14 protein-coding genes are annotated in these 15,170 nt (G+C 60.0%); 11 read left to right on the forward strand and 3 right to left on the reverse strand.

Annotated elements, in window-relative coordinates; all coding sequences use genetic code 11:
- The first annotated feature begins 12 nt into the window (after positions 1-12).
- The 3 genes from AC1DPR_RS22285 to AC1DPR_RS22295 all read left to right on the forward strand — a co-directional run bounded on the left by AC1DPR_RS22285 (position 13) and on the right by AC1DPR_RS22295 (position 3,069).
- Entirely contained in the window at positions 13-741 is a 729-nt protein-coding gene (locus AC1DPR_RS22285) for an SDR family oxidoreductase (protein ID WP_477817193.1), read from the forward strand.
- Between the two features lie 2 nt (positions 742-743).
- Complete coding sequence (locus AC1DPR_RS22290) at positions 744-2,363, forward strand: FGGY-family carbohydrate kinase (RefSeq protein ID WP_477817194.1); 1,620 nt, start codon at positions 744-746, stop codon at positions 2,361-2,363.
- Positions 2,364-2,580: 217 nt separating this feature from the next.
- Entirely contained in the window at positions 2,581-3,069 is a 489-nt protein-coding gene (locus AC1DPR_RS22295; protein WP_477817195.1) for an RrF2 family transcriptional regulator, read from the forward strand.
- Here the strand turns inward: AC1DPR_RS22295 and AC1DPR_RS22300 are convergent.
- The 3 genes from AC1DPR_RS22300 to AC1DPR_RS22310 all read right to left on the reverse strand — a co-directional run bounded on the left by AC1DPR_RS22300 (position 3,052) and on the right by AC1DPR_RS22310 (position 5,107).
- Entirely contained in the window at positions 3,052-4,062 is a 1,011-nt protein-coding gene (locus tag AC1DPR_RS22300; RefSeq protein ID WP_477817221.1) for a mechanosensitive ion channel family protein, read from the reverse strand. The two genes, AC1DPR_RS22295 and AC1DPR_RS22300, sit on opposite strands and share 18 nt — an antisense overlap.
- Positions 4,063-4,135: 73 nt before the next feature.
- The gene (locus tag AC1DPR_RS22305) at positions 4,136-4,555 is read right to left on the reverse strand and encodes a cupin domain-containing protein (protein ID WP_018858417.1); all 420 of its coding nucleotides are present in this window, start codon (positions 4,553-4,555) and stop codon (positions 4,136-4,138) included.
- Positions 4,556-4,627: 72 nt separating this feature from the next.
- Positions 4,628-5,107, reverse strand: coding sequence for a carboxymuconolactone decarboxylase family protein (locus AC1DPR_RS22310; RefSeq protein ID WP_018858418.1), 480 nt, complete (start codon positions 5,105-5,107; stop codon positions 4,628-4,630).
- A 127-nt stretch (positions 5,108-5,234) separates the two neighbouring features.
- Here AC1DPR_RS22310 and AC1DPR_RS22315 point away from each other — a divergent pair, with 127 nt between their 5' ends.
- From AC1DPR_RS22315 to AC1DPR_RS22350, 8 genes are all read left to right on the forward strand, one after another.
- Complete coding sequence (locus tag AC1DPR_RS22315; protein ID WP_477817196.1) at positions 5,235-6,146, forward strand: LysR family transcriptional regulator; 912 nt, start codon at positions 5,235-5,237, stop codon at positions 6,144-6,146.
- Between the two features lie 70 nt (positions 6,147-6,216).
- Positions 6,217-7,242, forward strand: a complete 1,026-nt coding sequence (locus AC1DPR_RS22320) for a hydroxyacid dehydrogenase (protein ID WP_018858420.1) — start codon at positions 6,217-6,219, stop codon at positions 7,240-7,242.
- Positions 7,243-7,358: 116 nt separating this feature from the next.
- On the forward strand, positions 7,359-9,497 hold the full coding sequence (gene scpA / locus AC1DPR_RS22325; protein WP_477817197.1) for a methylmalonyl-CoA mutase: 2,139 nt from the start codon (positions 7,359-7,361) through the stop codon (positions 9,495-9,497).
- Between the two features lie 250 nt (positions 9,498-9,747).
- Positions 9,748-10,905: a Gfo/Idh/MocA family protein gene (locus AC1DPR_RS22330; RefSeq protein WP_477817198.1), complete on the forward strand. Its 1,158-nt coding sequence runs from the start codon at positions 9,748-9,750 to the stop codon at positions 10,903-10,905.
- A 13-nt stretch (positions 10,906-10,918) separates the two neighbouring features.
- Positions 10,919-11,803 carry a carbohydrate ABC transporter permease gene (locus tag AC1DPR_RS22335; RefSeq protein ID WP_018858423.1) on the forward strand — a complete coding sequence of 295 codons (885 nt, stop codon included), beginning with the start codon at positions 10,919-10,921 and terminating at the stop codon, positions 11,801-11,803.
- Positions 11,800-12,660 (forward strand): carbohydrate ABC transporter permease, encoded by an 861-nt coding sequence (locus AC1DPR_RS22340; RefSeq protein WP_018858424.1) that lies wholly within the window; start codon positions 11,800-11,802, stop codon positions 12,658-12,660. Before AC1DPR_RS22335 ends, AC1DPR_RS22340 begins: the two co-directional genes overlap by 4 nt.
- Before the next feature lie 61 nt (positions 12,661-12,721).
- Positions 12,722-13,924, forward strand: coding sequence for an ABC transporter substrate-binding protein (locus AC1DPR_RS22345; protein ID WP_210258366.1), 1,203 nt, complete (start codon positions 12,722-12,724; stop codon positions 13,922-13,924).
- An 86-nt stretch (positions 13,925-14,010) separates the two neighbouring features.
- Positions 14,011-15,144, forward strand: coding sequence for an ABC transporter ATP-binding protein (locus AC1DPR_RS22350; RefSeq protein WP_477817199.1), 1,134 nt, complete (start codon positions 14,011-14,013; stop codon positions 15,142-15,144).
- Positions 15,145-15,170 lie beyond the last annotated feature (26 nt).

Here is a 15,170-nt window from a genome sequence, read left to right on the forward strand (position 1 = left end):
GTAAGGAATGCTATGAGACAGGAACTTTCGGGAAAGGTCGCAGCGGTCACCGGCGCGGCTTCGGGGATCGGCCTTGAATGCGCCAAGGCGCTGCTTGCCGAGGGCGTCAGTGTCGTTCTCATCGATCGGGCAGAGGAGTCATTGAGGAATATCTGCTCTGAACTTGGCCCGCAGGCATTTCCGCTGGTCATCGATCTGACGAACCCGCAAAGCGTTGCAACGATGATGCCGCAAATCCTGGAAAAGTTCGGCCAGCTTGACATCTTCCACGCCAATGCCGGTGCCTATATCGGCGGCGATGTCGTCGAAGGGGATCCCGATGCCTGGGATCGCATGCTGAATTTGAACGTCAATGCTGCTTTCCGCTCCGTTCAGGCCGTCTTGCCACATATGGTCGAACGGCAGACCGGCGACATCATCATGACAAGCTCGATCGCGGGCCTGGTTCCCGTGGTTTGGGAGCCGATCTACACTGCCTCCAAGTTCGCCGTGCAGGCGTTTGTTCACACTGTTCGGCGACAGGTGATGAAGCATGGCATCCGCGTCGGTGCCGTCGCGCCGGGCCCCGTCGTCACCGCCCTGATCAGCGATTGGCCGAAGGCCAAGCTCGAGGAGACCATCGCAGCAGGCGGTCTGATGGAAGCCAGCGAAGTGGCCGACGCCGTCACGTTCATGCTGACGAGACCGCGCAACGTGACAATTCGCGACCTCGTCATTTTGCCTCACAGCACGGATCTCTAGACATGGCACGCTATTTTCTCGGCATAGATGTCGGTACCGGCAGCGCGCGCACGGGGGTATTCAACGAGAGCGGTGGTCTACTCTCGTCAGCCAAGCAGCCGATTGCCATCTGGCATGAGGCTGGCGGCGTCGTGGAGCAGTCCAGCGAGGATATCTGGCGGGCAGTGTCCGGCACCGTTCGTCAGGCCGTCGCAGATGCGGGCATCGACCCGGCCTTGATCGCCGGCATCGGCTTCGACGCCACCTGTTCGCTGGTGGCTGTCGGCAGGGGTGGAGCCCCGATCAGCCTCAGCCGTTCCGGTGACCCCGACAGAAACATCATCGTGTGGATGGATCACCGGGCGGTCGCGGAAGCCGACGAAATCAACGACGGTGGGCATGCGGTGCTGCGTTATGTCGGTGGCCGCATCTCGCCCGAGATGGAGACCCCGAAACTCCTGTGGCTGAAGCGGCACCTCCCCGAGCAATACCAGGCGGCCACCCACTTCTTCGACCTTTCCGACTATCTGACGTGGCGTGCCACGGGAAGCCTGGCACGATCGGTCTGCACGGTGACCTGCAAATGGACCTATCTCGCCCATGAAGGGCGCTGGGACGCCGACTATTTTCGGGCCATCGGCCTTGAGGATCTGGCCGCCGATGAATTCAGGCGGATCGGGACGGATATTGTCGCGCCGGGCGTCGCGCTCGGCACCGGGCTTTCCGTCGAAGCGGCTGCCGAGCTCGCCCTGCCGGTCGGCACGCCTGTTGGCGCCGCGCTCATCGATGCGCATGCTGGAGGAGTTGGAACGCTGGGCGCAGGTGAAGTCGAAACAGAACGAAGCGCTGACATCGGCCGACGGCTCGCCTATATTTTCGGGACCTCGGCTTGCTCGATGGCGACAACAGGCCAACCCACCTTTGTCGATGGGGTCTGGGGTCCGTATTTTTCCGCGATGGTTCCAGGCCTCTGGCTGAACGAGGGCGGACAGTCAGCGGCAGGCGCCGCAATTGACTATCTGGTGCGCATGCACCCGGCCGCCGGTGCAATCGAGGCGCGTGCCAAGGCGGAGGGACTGTCGCTCGTCGGCTATCTGGAGCGAGCAGCCGCTCGCGCAGGGGATGGTGTTGCCGCCCTCGCCGATGGCATCGTCGTCGTGCCCGAATTTCTCGGCAACCGGGCGCCCTTTGCCGACCCTGATGCACGAGCCCTGATCGCCGGATTGACGCTCGACGAAAGCGAGGATTCGCTTGTCGCACTTTACGTGGCGGGCCTTGCAGGTCTCGGCTGCGGGCTGCGGCAACTGCTTGACGCATTGGCCGACAAGGCAATCGATATCGACTTGATCATGGCCAGTGGTGGCGCGGCAAACAGCCCCCTCGTCCTGCAGATGATCGCGGATTCCACGGCAACGGAGGTGGCCAGCGTGACAAGCCCTGAGCCGGTGCTGCTTGGGGCTGCGATGCTCGGGGCGGTCGCCGGCGGGCACTACCCGGACCTTTCCAGCGCAATGGCTGTCATGTCGCGTATTGCAAAGGTCTATCGCCCTGTTTCAGGCGCGCTTAGAGACAAGCACGATCGGCGATATCAGGCGTTCAAGCTGCTGCAGGAAACGGGTCGTCGATTGCGAGAGATGGTCTGACAAGGCTGGTGCCGTCCACATCCTTTGCTTCCATGTTGCAGCCCGGGGGTGCCTGAATACCGGAGCAGATCGGTCCCGGGCTTTACGGCTGGCCGCTGGCTGATTGCTGGCGACCTTGCTGACGCTTGTTGCTTTCTTGTCCCGTTTACATTGCCGCGAAATAGGGATACTTTCTGTCCTTAATTGGTGCCGCTCGGTACCCTTTCGGACGGAAATGATGATCCTGAAAAGCCAAGTCGAATGGGCGCTGCATTGTTGCGCCATACTTGCCGGTCTGCCCGAAGGCCGTTACCTGTCGACGAAGGCGTTGGCCGAGTTCCACGGACTTCCCAAGGAATATCTTTCGAAGGCGCTGCAGAGCCTTTCTCAAGCAGGTCTCGTTCATACGACGCTCGGCCCATCTGGCGGCTACAGACTGGCAAGAGCACCCGCCGATCTGACCTTTCTCGACATCGTCGAGGCCGTCGAAGGCAAGGCGCAGACCTTTGTCTGCAACAACATCAGAGCCAACAATCCCTGTCGGCCCCACGATTATTGCGAAAGCAGTCCATGCGCGGTGGCGCGCGTCATGTGGGACGCTGACGAAGCCTGGCGCCAGAAATTGCGCAGCGTCTGCTTTTCCGATCTGATCGAGACCCTGGCGAGGGATATTCCGCCGGACCTTTGGAAGAACAGCTCCGAGTGGGTGTTAGAGCGAGCTGGCTGATCGCAGCTTGACCTCGCTTGCGTCGGGCAATGCGTAGAGATAGCTCTGAGGGGGCATTGCGAGCGAGAGCCCGCTTTCCCGGCAGTGGCGGTGGACGAGATCGATCACTTCGTTGCGCGCCGGCGTCCTGTTTGCTGGACTGGTCACGCGAAACTGCAATTCTGCCTCGATTGCGACAGCATCAATCCCCTTGAGAGCGACGATCGGCGGTGGATCCTGGACGATGCGCGTGCTTGATTGCAACGCGGTTCGCAGCGCCTCCTCGACCAGCTGCGGGCTATGGTTTGCCGCGATCCGGACGAGCAGCGTGATCTGATGCGTTTCATCAGGACGGCTGAGGTTGGTAAGCCCCACCTTCGCCAGGGCGCTATTGGGCAGAATGACGACATTGTGAGCGCCGGTGAGCAGAAAGGTGGAGCGCCAGTTGTTCTCGATGACGCGGCCCTCGGTGCCGTCGCCAAGCAAGATCCAGTCACCGATGGCAAAGGGCCGCCCCAATGTCAGCGCGATCCCCGAGAACACGTCGCCGAGGGTATTTTGCAGCGCCAGGCCGAAGATGATGGCAACCACACCCGACGTTGCCACCAGGGTGCCGATCGGTGCTTTGAAGACAAAGCCCAGGATGGACAGCGCGACACCGAGATAGACGACGGCAACGATCAGATCCTGCAACAGCCGCGCTTCACGCGGCCTCTTTTCCAGAACGATATAGATCCGTACGAAGCCGATGAGGGTCCATGCCAGATGTGTCCACCACAATACCCTTGCCGAGATGGACAGGAATGCCATCGCGCCGGCAAGCTGCGTCTCCTCAACGCGATGAGGCAGGATGCCTGCCAAAACGAGGACGGTGGTCATGCCTGCAAAGAAAAGGATCTGGACGATCAGCCGGGCAGTCGGGCGGTCACGGCCCTGGAGATGCCAGACAACAATGCCGGCTACGCCGAGAATGTTGATCAGAACAAGCGGCAACGAAAGTGGGTCGTTGAACATGGCAGCTCCGATCGCGATAATTGCCGCGCTGTAGGGGGCCGAGTGCGCGGTCGACACCCGGCCCCGTCCTCGCCTACTTCTTCAAGGGATAGGTCAGTTCTTTCTGGTCGGTGTCAACCACGAAAACGGCAAGGAGCTTGGCCGGCTTTGCCTTGCTGCCGTTTGCGCTGACGCCATGACGGTCGCCCGGCATCTCCGAGAAGCTCTCGCCGGCCTTGTAGGTTTTCACCGGCCCATCATTGACCTGGCTGCGGATCGAGCCTTCCAGGACCGTTGCATAGATGAAGGCGGAATTCGGATGCGTGTGCCCCTCGGAAGAGCCGCCCGGACCATACTCGACCAGAACACCCTTGATGCTCTTGCCCGGGGCGTTCGGCAGTTCATGCTCATAGACGAGCGTGACCTTGGCAGCCTTGCCGCCTGCCTCGGCGGCAACGGCTGTGTTGAATGATGCGGCTGCGAGCGCAGCCGCGACAAAAAGCGACTTCATCATTTCAAGATTCCTTTTGTGGGCGGTTATTTCCGCGCGGATGGCTTTGAGGTTACGGGCCTAGTTGAGGCCGGCCTAGTTGAGGCCGGCCTTGTCGAGGCCATAGGCCTTGTCGGCGGAGCCGGGTACTGCCTTGAAGGCGATGCTCGCGCGGTTCCAGGCATTGATGACCATGATCGAGAAAGTCAGGTCGGAGACTTCCTTTTCCGAGAGCTGGCCACGGACCCGCTCGTAGAGTTCGTCGGGAATTCCGCCTTCCGGAAGTTTCGTGACGGCCTCGGTCCAGGCAAGAGCTGCCCGCTCGCGCGGAACGAAGAGGTTCGATTCACGCCAGATCGCGACATGATAGAGGCGCAGTTCGCTTTCGCCGTGGATCTTGGCTTCCTTGACATGCATGTCGAGGCAGAAGGCGCAACCGTTGATCTGGGAAGCCCGGATGTTCACGAGATCGCGGATTTTCTGCTCGATGGTGCTGTCCTTCAAGCTCATGCTGAGATCCGAGATCTTCTTGAAGAGTTCGGGGGAATGCTGTGCGTAGTTGAGGCGCTGTGACATGTCTGTCTCCTTAATTACGGATATCACGTATCCTTATGGACATAAGATATCCGTAATTGCTGGACAGTAAAGCGCTTCCGACCTAGACTGTTGCATAAGGCTTATGTCGAAAATGTATGGGGGACGAATGGACATCGTATCTGCGCTCAGAGCCTTTCTAAGGGTTGCGGAGACGGGCTCGTTTTCTGCAGCGGCGATCGACCTTGACCTGACACAGCCGGCGGTCTCCCGGCAGGTCTCCGCTCTGGAAGGACATCTCAACACGCGCCTGCTGCATCGTAGTACGAATGCGCTTGCCCTGACGGTCGAGGGCGAGCAGATGATTGCGATGGCGCTGAAGGTGGTCGAAGCGGTGGACGCGCTCAACGAAGCGACCTGTGCCGAGGCCACCACGGTATCCGGTCGGGTGCGGCTCACCCTGCCCGCGCCGCTTGGTCTTTATGTCAGCGAGCGTCTTGCCGGTCTGCTCGATCGCCATGCCGGGCTTTCTGTCGAGTTGATTTTTCGCGAGGAGCCTTCCGACCTGATCGGCGATGGCATCGACCTTGAAGTGCGCCTCGGTCCCGTCTCTGACTGCAATCTGATGTGCCGGCGGATTGGATGGACGACCGCCTTTCTCGTTGCAGCACCGAGCTATGTCGAACGACGAAGCATGCCCGAAACGCCCGACGACGTCGGCGGCCATGACTGCATCTGCTACAGCCGCGCCGGAGATTTGCGCTCGTGGACATTCTCCAATGGTTCCGACGAGACTTCGGTGCGCATCGCGCCACGCCTGATTGCCAACAATGCGGTCGCGGTGCATCGCGCGGTACTGGCCGGGGGCGGTCTTGCAGTGCTCTCGCACATCCTCGCCTGCCCCGACATCGAGGCCGGCAGGCTGATAAGCGTGATGCCCGATTTTCCTCCGGCACGCCTGCCGATCAACATCGTCTACCCATCGCGCAAGAACCTGCCGTTGCGGGTCCGCACAGTTCTTGATTTCCTGGTACAGACGGTCAGGGAAGACCCTTTGATGGTATCCTCACTCGGACCTTGAGCGTTTCCTGGCGCACAAGGGACTTGCGAAAGCCGCGCGCATTTTCATTCTGGAGGCAAGGGGAGGAACCATGAGTCGCAATATCATTCTTGTCGATCCGTTGCCGCGAACGCTCGATCTCATCATGACGCCGGATGTTCGCCGCCGTCTTGAGCAACTCGGAGATGTCGTCGTCTCCGAAGATCGGCAAATGCCGGCTGACCAGGTGGAAGCCCTGTTGCCGGATACGGTGCTGATCTTCGGTCAGACCGACATGCCGAAGGAGCGGTTGGATCGCGCGCCGAGGCTAAAGGCGATTATCAATGTCGAGTCGAACTTCCTGCCGAACATCGACTACCAGGCCTGTGTCGAGCGGGGCATCTGGGTGATCACCCCTGCATCGGCCTTCGCCTCACCCGTTGCCGAAGCTGCACTCGGCATGGCGATCGATCTTGCCCGCGGCATCACCATGGCTGATCGGCAGTTTCGAGCCGGTGTCGAAGACTATGGCCTTGCGGGAAACGAAGGGACGTTTCGCTTCGCCGGCGCACCGGTCGGCCTGGTCGGCTTTGGTGATCTCGGTCGCCAATTGCGCGAGCTTGTCCGGCCGTTTCGCAATACGGTGCGCGTCTTTGATCCTTGGTTGCCGGCCGAGATCATCGAGCGGCTCGACTGCATGCCGGCATCGCTGGATGAGGTACTCAGCCAAAGCCGTGTCGTCTTCGTCTTTGCCAGTGTGACAAGCGAGAACGAAGGGTTCATCGGCCGGAGGGAGTTTGCGCTCATGCAGCCCGGCTCCGCCTTCCTGCTGATGAGCCGCGCAGCAGTCGTCGACTTTCCGGCAATGCTCGAAGCGGTGGGTTCTGGCCATATCCGTGCCGCCACCGATGTCTTCCCCGACGAGCCTGTCGCTCCCGACGATCCCGTTCGCAAGGTGGAAGGGCTGTTGCTGTCGGCACATCGCACCGGCGGCACACGTGACGCCTTCTACGCGCTTGGCTCGATGGCTGTCGCCGATGCAGAGCTCATCATGAAAGGCTTGCCGCCACAGCTTTGCAGAAGGGCAGATCCGGCAACTGCAAGCCGGTTGCGCTCCAAACCGGTCAGCGTTTCCTGACAAGCTCGGATGTCGAAGGGGGCAAGACATTCGCGAACAAATTATCCTAAGGCTCTATCGCGCCGCAGGCGGTTAAAGTGCTAGCCTGCGGCAAAAGAAGAATGCCGGAGGACAGAATGACGAAGAAAACGCTTGGCGACTGGCAGGCTCTTGCCGAAAAAGAGCTGAAGGCCTCGCCCGAGACGCTCGTCTGGCACACGCCCGAAGGGATAGACGTCAAGCCGCTCTATACCGAAGGCGACATAAAGGGTGCCGAGCATCTCGGGTCACTCCCCGGCTTTGCGCCCTTTACCCGGGGGCCGCGTGCCACCATGTATGTTGGCCGCCCCTGGACGATCCGGCAATATGCCGGTTTTTCCACCGCAGAGGCCTCCAACGCCTTCTACCGCAAGGCGCTCGCTGCCGGCCAGCAGGGCGTTTCCGTGGCCTTCGATCTTGCAACCCACCGCGGCTATGACAGCGATCATCCGCGCGTCGTCGGCGATGTCGGCAAGGCAGGAGTTGCGATCGACAGCGTCGAGGACATGAAGATCCTGTTCGATGGCATCCCGCTGGAGAAAATCTCGGTCTCCATGACGATGAACGGCGCCGTCATTCCGATACTTGCGAGCTTCATTGTGGCTGGCGAGGAACAGGGTGTGTCCCGGGCCGAGCTTTCGGGGACGATACAGAACGACATCCTCAAGGAGTTCATGGTTCGCAACACCTATATATATCCGCCGGAGCCCTCGATGCGGATCGTTGCGGATATTATCGAATACACGGCAAGGCAGATGCCGAAGTTCAACTCCATTTCGATCTCCGGCTATCACATGCAGGAGGCCGGCGCCACACTGGTTCAGGAGCTCGCCTTCACGCTTGCCGACGGGCGCGAATATGTTCGTGCCGCGCTCGCCAAGGGATTGAACGTCGATGATTTTGCCGGCCGCCTCTCCTTCTTCTTCGCCATCGGCATGAACTTCTTCATGGAAGCGGCGAAGCTGCGTGCTGCGCGCCTGCTCTGGACGCGCATCATGGAGGAGTTCGAGCCCAGGAAACCGTCCTCCCTCATGCTGCGCACGCATTGCCAGACATCAGGCGTCTCGCTGCAGGAGCAGGATCCCTACAACAACATCATCCGCACCGCCTTTGAGGCAATGTCGGCGGTTCTGGGTGGCACGCAGTCGCTCCACACCAATTCCTTCGACGAGGCAATCGCCTTGCCGACGGAATTTTCTGCGCGCATTGCCCGCAACACGCAGCTCATTCTTCAGCATGAGACGGGCGTGACCAATGTCGTTGATCCGCTTGCGGGCTCCTACTATGTCGAAAGCCTGACAAAGGCGCTTGCCGACAAGGCCTGGGCCTTGATCGAGGAGGTCGAGGCGCTCGGTGGCATGACCAGGGCGGTGAACGAGGGATTGCCCAAGCGGCTCATCGAGGAAGCGGCGACGCGACGCCAGGCGGCGGTCGACAAGGGCGAAGAGGTCATCGTCGGCGTCAACAAATATCGTCTCGACACGGAAGAAGAGCTCGAGATCCTGGCGATCGACAATGCAGCCGTGCGCACCGCCCAGATTGCGCGGATCGAAGGCACGAAACGCCGCCGCGATGGCGTTACAGTACAAGCGGCCCTCAAGGCGCTCGAGGAGGTCGCAAACAGCGGCAATGGGAACCTGCTTGCGGCAGCCATCGAAGCGGCGCGCGCGCGGGCAACGGTTGGCGAGATCTCCGATGCCATGCGTCGGGCCTTCGGGGACCATGCAGCCGAGCCCGAGGTCATCAGGGACGTCTATGGTCAAGCCTATCGCGACGAGCCTGAGCTGGCAGTCCTGAAGGACCGCATGGTCGAAGTCGGCAAGGTCCTCGGTCACAGGCCGAGAATCATGGTTGCCAAGCTTGGTCAGGACGGTCATGACCGCGGCGCCAAGGTGATCGCCTCGGCGTTTGGCGATATTGGCTTTGATGTGCTGGCAGGGCCCCTCTTTCAGACGCCAAAGGAAGCCGCCGACCTCGCGGTCGCCAGCAAGGTACACGTGGTTGGCATGTCGTCGCTGGCGGCTGGCCACAAGACACTGGCACCGCAACTGGTTGACGAACTCAAGGCACAGGGCGCCGGCGATGTCATCGTCGTGGTGGGAGGGGTCGTTCCGCGGCAGGATTACCAGTACCTGATGGACCACGGGGTTGCGGCGGTCTTCGGCCCTGGCACGAACGTTCTCGATGCCGCAAATTCCGTGCTCGATCTGCTCGAGGGCAAACGGCGAAACCGCTAGATCCAGGCAGCGCGACGACGGCGTATTTCGCCGTTGCCGGGCCTTCACGCAAGCTCGCAGGCCATCCTTCGGCGTTTGCGCGCGGCGAGAACGGGCGTTCATGCCCGATTGAAGGCGATTGAAGCTGGGAAATGGGCGGTTATGAAAATTAATTTCATGCTTGCAACTTTTCGCGGGATTCGTGTTGACGAGTTCGAAATTTTGCCCCAACTTGACGAAAATAAATTACGTGAATGGGAACGAGAAGAGCATGAAAGTGGGAATTATCGGGCTAGGTTTCAGGCTCGGCTACCTTGGCTACGTCTTCAAGTCCGTTGATGAAAGCTTCGAGATCGTGGGTTACGTCGACCCCGATCCGGCAGGTCTTCCGGGTCTTGTCGAAAAAGGCATCTCTGCCGGCACGGCCTATACTTCCCCTGAGGAGCTGATCGCCAGGGAAAAGCTCGATCTCCTGATGATCGGTTCACCCAACCACATGCATCTCGATCATATCAGGCTGGGTCTTGAAAGTGGCCTGAAGGTCTTCTGCGAAAAGCCGATCGTCACGACGGTCGCCGAGAGCATTGAGCTCGCCCGTCTGATGGCGAAGTTCGGTCATGAGCGACTGATGGTTGGTCTCGTCCTTCGCTATTCGCCCCTCTACAAGGACCTTCGCGCCATTCAGGCCGCAGGCAAGCTTGGACAGATCGTCTCGATCGAGGCCTCGGAGCATATCGAGCCCTACCACGGCGCTTTCTTCATGCGCGATTGGCGTCGCTACGAGCGTTATTCGGGCAGCTTCATGCTGGAAAAGTGCTGCCACGACCTTGATCTCTACAACGGCGTCGTCGGCGCTCGTCCGGAGCGCGTTGCAAGCTTCGGCGGCCGCAAGAGCTTCATTCCGGCCAACGATCCCGCACGCGAAGGCATCAACGACCTGGAGCTTTTTCACCGCAAGCCGAGCGGCTGGATGGGTTCCGACAAGGTTTTCGACAGTGACGGCGACATCATCGACTATCAGGTGGCGATCGTCGAATACGCCAATGGCGTCGGCATGAATTTCCATACCAACCTCAACGTTCCCGACCAGTTCCGCCGTTTTGCCATCATGGGATCGCGCGGCATGGCGGAGGGCGATTTCGTCCGAGGCTATCTTGATGTTCATGAGCAGCTGACAGGCAAGAAGGTTGTCGAGAACAAGTACGTCGCGACCGAGCTTTCGCAGCACTACGGCGCCGACGAGCAGATGGCAGCGGATTTGCTCGACAGCGTGCGTACCGGTACCGAACTTCCTGTTTCGACACTCAATGCCCTTGAGGCCGGCATCCTTGCCCTATCGATGGACGAGGCAAGGTTGAAAAAGGCGGTGATCGATCTGCGCCCGATTTGGGACAGGTTCGACGAAGCCCTGCACGCAAGAGCGGCTTGAGGAGGGCGGCAAGATGAGCGTCCAACGCAACGCAGTCATCTTTGCCTGGATACTTCTCCTTCCGGCAGTCCTCTATGTCGCAGTGATCGTCGCCTATCCGCTGGTCGACACATTCATCCTCTCCTTCACCGATGCGTCGCTGAAGAAGACGACGAACTGGGTCGGCTGGGTGAACTATAGCAAGATCTTCAATGCTACCTTCGCCGAAGTCATCATTCGCACCTTCATCTGGACGTTCTTTTCCGTCTCCATCAAGATGATCATCGGTGTGTTCGGCGCAACGATGCTGAATTCTGCGGTTCCCGGCAGGGCGCTCTTCCGCGTCCTGACCATGCCGCCATGGATTGTCCCAATGGCGATCGGCATCTTCATGTGGGGCTGGATGTACAACGGCCAGTTCGGGATGATTTCCGGCATGCTGCAGCGCTTCGGGCTGGTGGACGCGCCGGTCGCATTTCTCGCGCAGGGGTCCACAGCGTTCTGGGCGACGATCATCACCGATGTCTGGATCGGCGTTCCGCTGGTCACGCTTTATATGCTCGCGGCCATGCAGGCGATTCCGCAGGATCTCTATGAGGCCGCCTGGACCGACGGGGCCGGCCGATTCTATCGCTTCCGGCGCATTACCCTGCCACTGATCGTCCCGTCGATGATCACCATGTCGATGCTGTCGCTGATCGCTACCTTCAACTCATTCGACATCATCTGGATCCTGACGCGTGGTGGCCCGAGCGGCGAAACGACGACGATGATCATCGACACCTATAAAACCGCGATCGGCTCGAACAAATACGGGGAAGGCGCCGCGCGCGCCGTGCTGATCTGCATCTTCCTGTCGATTTTCTGCGTCTGCTACTTCCGCGTGACCAGCCGCCTTACTTCCGGAGACAAGCGATGAAACAGCCGCATCTGCTGATCCATCGGTACAAATGGTATGAGATCATCGGCATCTATGCCGGCATCCTGGTGTTCCTTACCTTCGTGCTTGCGCCCTTCGTCGAGGGCTTCCTGGTATCGCTGAAGCCGCTCAGCCAGCTCTTTTCATCGCCTTACCGGTTCATCCCCGAGAACGGTTCGTTCGAGGCCTATCGGACCATGTGGGTAAGCGTGCCGGGCTTTGCGCGCTACATCTTCAATTCCTTCTTTATCTCGACCATCGTCACCGCCGTTGTCCTGGTGCTCGTCATCCCTGCCTCCTATGCGTTCGCGCGGTTTGAATTCAAAGGCGCGGGGCTGCTGCTCGGCGCGTTCCTGGCCGTCAACATGTTTTCGGGCGCGGTGCTGCTCATCCCGCTCTTCCGGCTGATGCGAACGCTCGGCCTGCTGAATACCTATTTCGCCATCATGGTTCCCGGCGTTGCCTTCCTGATCCCTTCGGCGATCTGGCTGCTCAGAACCTACATGATGCGCATTCCACGGGAGCTGGACGAAGCCGCATTCGTCGACGGCGCCAGCCATTTCTATACCCTGCGCCGGGTCATCCTGCCAATCGCCATGCCGGGCATCATGGTAGTTGCGATCACCACCTTCATCGGCTCCTATGCCCAGCAGTTCATCTTCGCGCTCACCTTCAATTCCAAGAGTGAATTTGCGCCCTTGCCGGTCGGACTCTTCGCCTATTTCGGCCGCCAGGAAGTCGTGTGGAATGAACTGATGGCTGCAAGTTTCGTCGGCATTGCGCCGGCCATGATCGTGATTTTCTTCCTTCAACGGTATCTCGTCAGCGGTCTGACCGCGGGCGCGGTGAAACAGTAAGTCAACCACCAGAGAAAAAACGGGAGCTAACAACGTGACAATTCAATTCAAGACCGGGCTGATGGCCCTTGCCCTGCTCGGCTCAACCGCGCTCGGCGCAATGACCGCGCACGCCGCTGACAAGGAGATCAGCTGGATCTATTGCGGCGACAAGATCGATCCGATCCACGAGAAATACATCAAGGAATGGGAAGGCAAGAACCCAGGCTGGAAGGTCACGCCTGAGGTTGTCGGCTGGGAACAGTGCCAGGACAAGGCCACGACGCTGGCTGCTGCCGGCACTCCGGTCGGCATGGCCTATGTCGGTTCGCGTACGCTGAAGGAATTCGCCCAGAACGATCTGATCGTTCCGGTGCCGATGACCGACGACGAGAAGAAGAGCTACTACCCGAACATCGTCGACACCGTCACCTTCGACAACAACCAGTGGGGCGTGCCGGTCGCCTTCTCGACCAAGGCACTCTACTGGAACAAGGACATCTTCAAGCAGGCCGGCCTCGACCCGGAGAACCCGCCGAAGACCTGGGCTGAGGAAATTGCCGCCGCCAAGCAGATCAAGGAAAAGACCGGCATTGCAGGCTACGGCCTCCCGGCGAAGACCTTCGACAACACCATGCATCAGTTCATGCATTGGGTTTACACCAACAACGGCAAGGTGATCGACGGCGATAAGATCGTCATGGACAGCCCGGAAGTCCTGGCCGCCCTGCAGGCCTACAAGGACATCACGCCCTACTCCGTCGAAGGCGCAACCGCCTACGAGCAGAACGAAATCCGCGCCATCTTCCTCGATGGCAAGGTCGGCATGATCCAGGCAGGTTCGGGTGCTGCTGCCCGCCTGAAGGACACCAAGATCAACTGGGGCGTCGCACCGCTGCCGCTCGGCCCGTCGGCCAAGGGTGAAGGCACGCTGCTCATCACCGACAGCCTGGCGGTTTTCAAGGGTACGGGTGTGGAAGACAAGGCGATCGAATTCGCCAAGTTCATCACCTCGCCGGGCCCGCAAGGCGAATACGAACTTCAGGGTGGTGCCGGCCTGACGCCGCTGCGTCCGTCGCCGAAGGTCGATGAGTTCGTCAAGGCTGATCCGTCGTGGAAGCCGTTCATCGACGGTATCACTTTCGGCGGTCCCGAGCCGCTCTTCACCGACTACAAGGGCTTCCAGAATTCGATGATCGAAATGGTACAGTCTGTCGTGACGGGCAAGGCCGAGCCGGCCGATGCTCTCAAGAAGGCTGCTGGCGAGATCGAAGCGTTCAAGTAAGCCTTTGTCGGGATCGCGGGCGCAACAACCGCGATCCCTTTGACTATCGCATACAGTGCCGCAGCGGCGGTGACCGGAGACAAGTTTTGGGACAGCTTCTTCTCAACAAGGTTCAGAAGTTCTACGGCGACTTCGAGGTTCTCAAGGGTGTTCAGCTTGAGGTGAGGAACGGCGAGTTCGTAGTTTTCGTCGGGCCATCAGGCTGCGGCAAATCCACCTTGCTGCGCATGATTGCCGGCCTGGACGCAACCTCCGGCGGCGACATCGTCATCGACGGGCTGAGGGTCAACGACCTGCCGCCGGTCAAGCGCGGCATCGCCATGGTGTTCCAATCCTACGCGCTCTACCCCCACATGAGCGTTTTCGAAAACATTGCCTTCCCACTGCGCGTGGAAAAAATGGAAGAGCAGAAGCTGAAGGCCAAGGTCGAGCATGCCGCGCGCATCCTCCACCTGGATCAGCGCCTGCAACAGAAGCCGGGGATGCTTTCAGGCGGTCAGCGCCAGCGCGTTGCAATCGGCCGCGCGATCGTGCGTGAACCGAAGATATTCCTGTTTGACGAACCACTCTCCAACCTCGACGCTGCCTTGCGAGCCGACATGCGCATCGAGCTTGCCAAACTGCACCGCCAGCTGAAGGCGACGATGATTTATGTCACGCACGACCAGATCGAGGCGATGACCATGGCGGACCGGATTGTGGTTTTGAATGCCGGCGAGATCGCCCAGACCGGCGCCCCGCTGGAACTCTACCACAAGCCTGCCAACATCTTTGTTGCCGCCTTCATCGGCAATCCCAAGATGAACTTCTTGCCCGTCACCTGCACAGGTATCAGCGATGCCGGCATCGAAATCGACTACAAAGGACAGAAGGCGGTGATCCCTGTCACGCCAAGAGGCGGCGCTATTGGCAAACAGCTGACCTTGGGCGTGCGTCCGGAGCATATCCAGATCGGGTCTGGCGACATCGCCTTCACCGTTACGCCGTCTGTCATCGAGCGCCTTGGCGCCCAGACGGTCGCCTATGCGTCGCTCGACGGCGAAAGCGAGAATTTCTGCGCGACGCTGCATGGGCGCGCCGCTGTTCACCCGGATCAGCCACTCGTCACCGGGATCAACGTTGCCGACTGCCATCTGTTCGATGAGGTAGGCATCTCGTTCGAGCGCCATGTGGAGCTGACGAGCATCGACATGAACCTCCTCAACCCCACGGCTGCGTGATCACCAAACCCGTGCTGGCGCTCCAC

The sequence above is a fragment of the Rhizobium sp. 01T417 genome (genome assembly GCF_056398905.1).

Bases quoted from the DNA above. Each gene is read 5' to 3' on its own strand.
- AC1DPR_RS22285 (WP_477817193.1), top strand. From the start codon at position 13: ATGAGACAGGAACTTTCGGGAAAGGTCGCAGCGGTCACCGGCGCGGCT.
- AC1DPR_RS22290 (WP_477817194.1), top strand. From the start codon at position 744: ATGGCACGCTATTTTCTCGGCATAGATGTCGGTACCGGCAGCGCGCGC.
- AC1DPR_RS22295 (WP_477817195.1), top strand. From the start codon at position 2,581: ATGATCCTGAAAAGCCAAGTCGAATGGGCGCTGCATTGTTGCGCCATA.
- AC1DPR_RS22300 (WP_477817221.1), bottom strand. From the start codon at position 4,062: ATGTTCAACGACCCACTTTCGTTGCCGCTTGTTCTGATCAACATTCTC.
- AC1DPR_RS22305 (WP_018858417.1), bottom strand. From the start codon at position 4,555: ATGATGAAGTCGCTTTTTGTCGCGGCTGCGCTCGCAGCCGCATCATTC.
- AC1DPR_RS22310 (WP_018858418.1), bottom strand. From the start codon at position 5,107: ATGTCACAGCGCCTCAACTACGCACAGCATTCCCCCGAACTCTTCAAG.
- AC1DPR_RS22315 (WP_477817196.1), top strand. From the start codon at position 5,235: ATGGACATCGTATCTGCGCTCAGAGCCTTTCTAAGGGTTGCGGAGACG.
- AC1DPR_RS22320 (WP_018858420.1), top strand. From the start codon at position 6,217: ATGAGTCGCAATATCATTCTTGTCGATCCGTTGCCGCGAACGCTCGAT.
- scpA (WP_477817197.1), top strand. From the start codon at position 7,359: ATGACGAAGAAAACGCTTGGCGACTGGCAGGCTCTTGCCGAAAAAGAG.
- AC1DPR_RS22330 (WP_477817198.1), top strand. From the start codon at position 9,748: ATGAAAGTGGGAATTATCGGGCTAGGTTTCAGGCTCGGCTACCTTGGC.
- AC1DPR_RS22335 (WP_018858423.1), top strand. From the start codon at position 10,919: ATGAGCGTCCAACGCAACGCAGTCATCTTTGCCTGGATACTTCTCCTT.
- AC1DPR_RS22340 (WP_018858424.1), top strand. From the start codon at position 11,800: ATGAAACAGCCGCATCTGCTGATCCATCGGTACAAATGGTATGAGATC.
- AC1DPR_RS22345 (WP_210258366.1), top strand. From the start codon at position 12,722: ATGGCCCTTGCCCTGCTCGGCTCAACCGCGCTCGGCGCAATGACCGCG.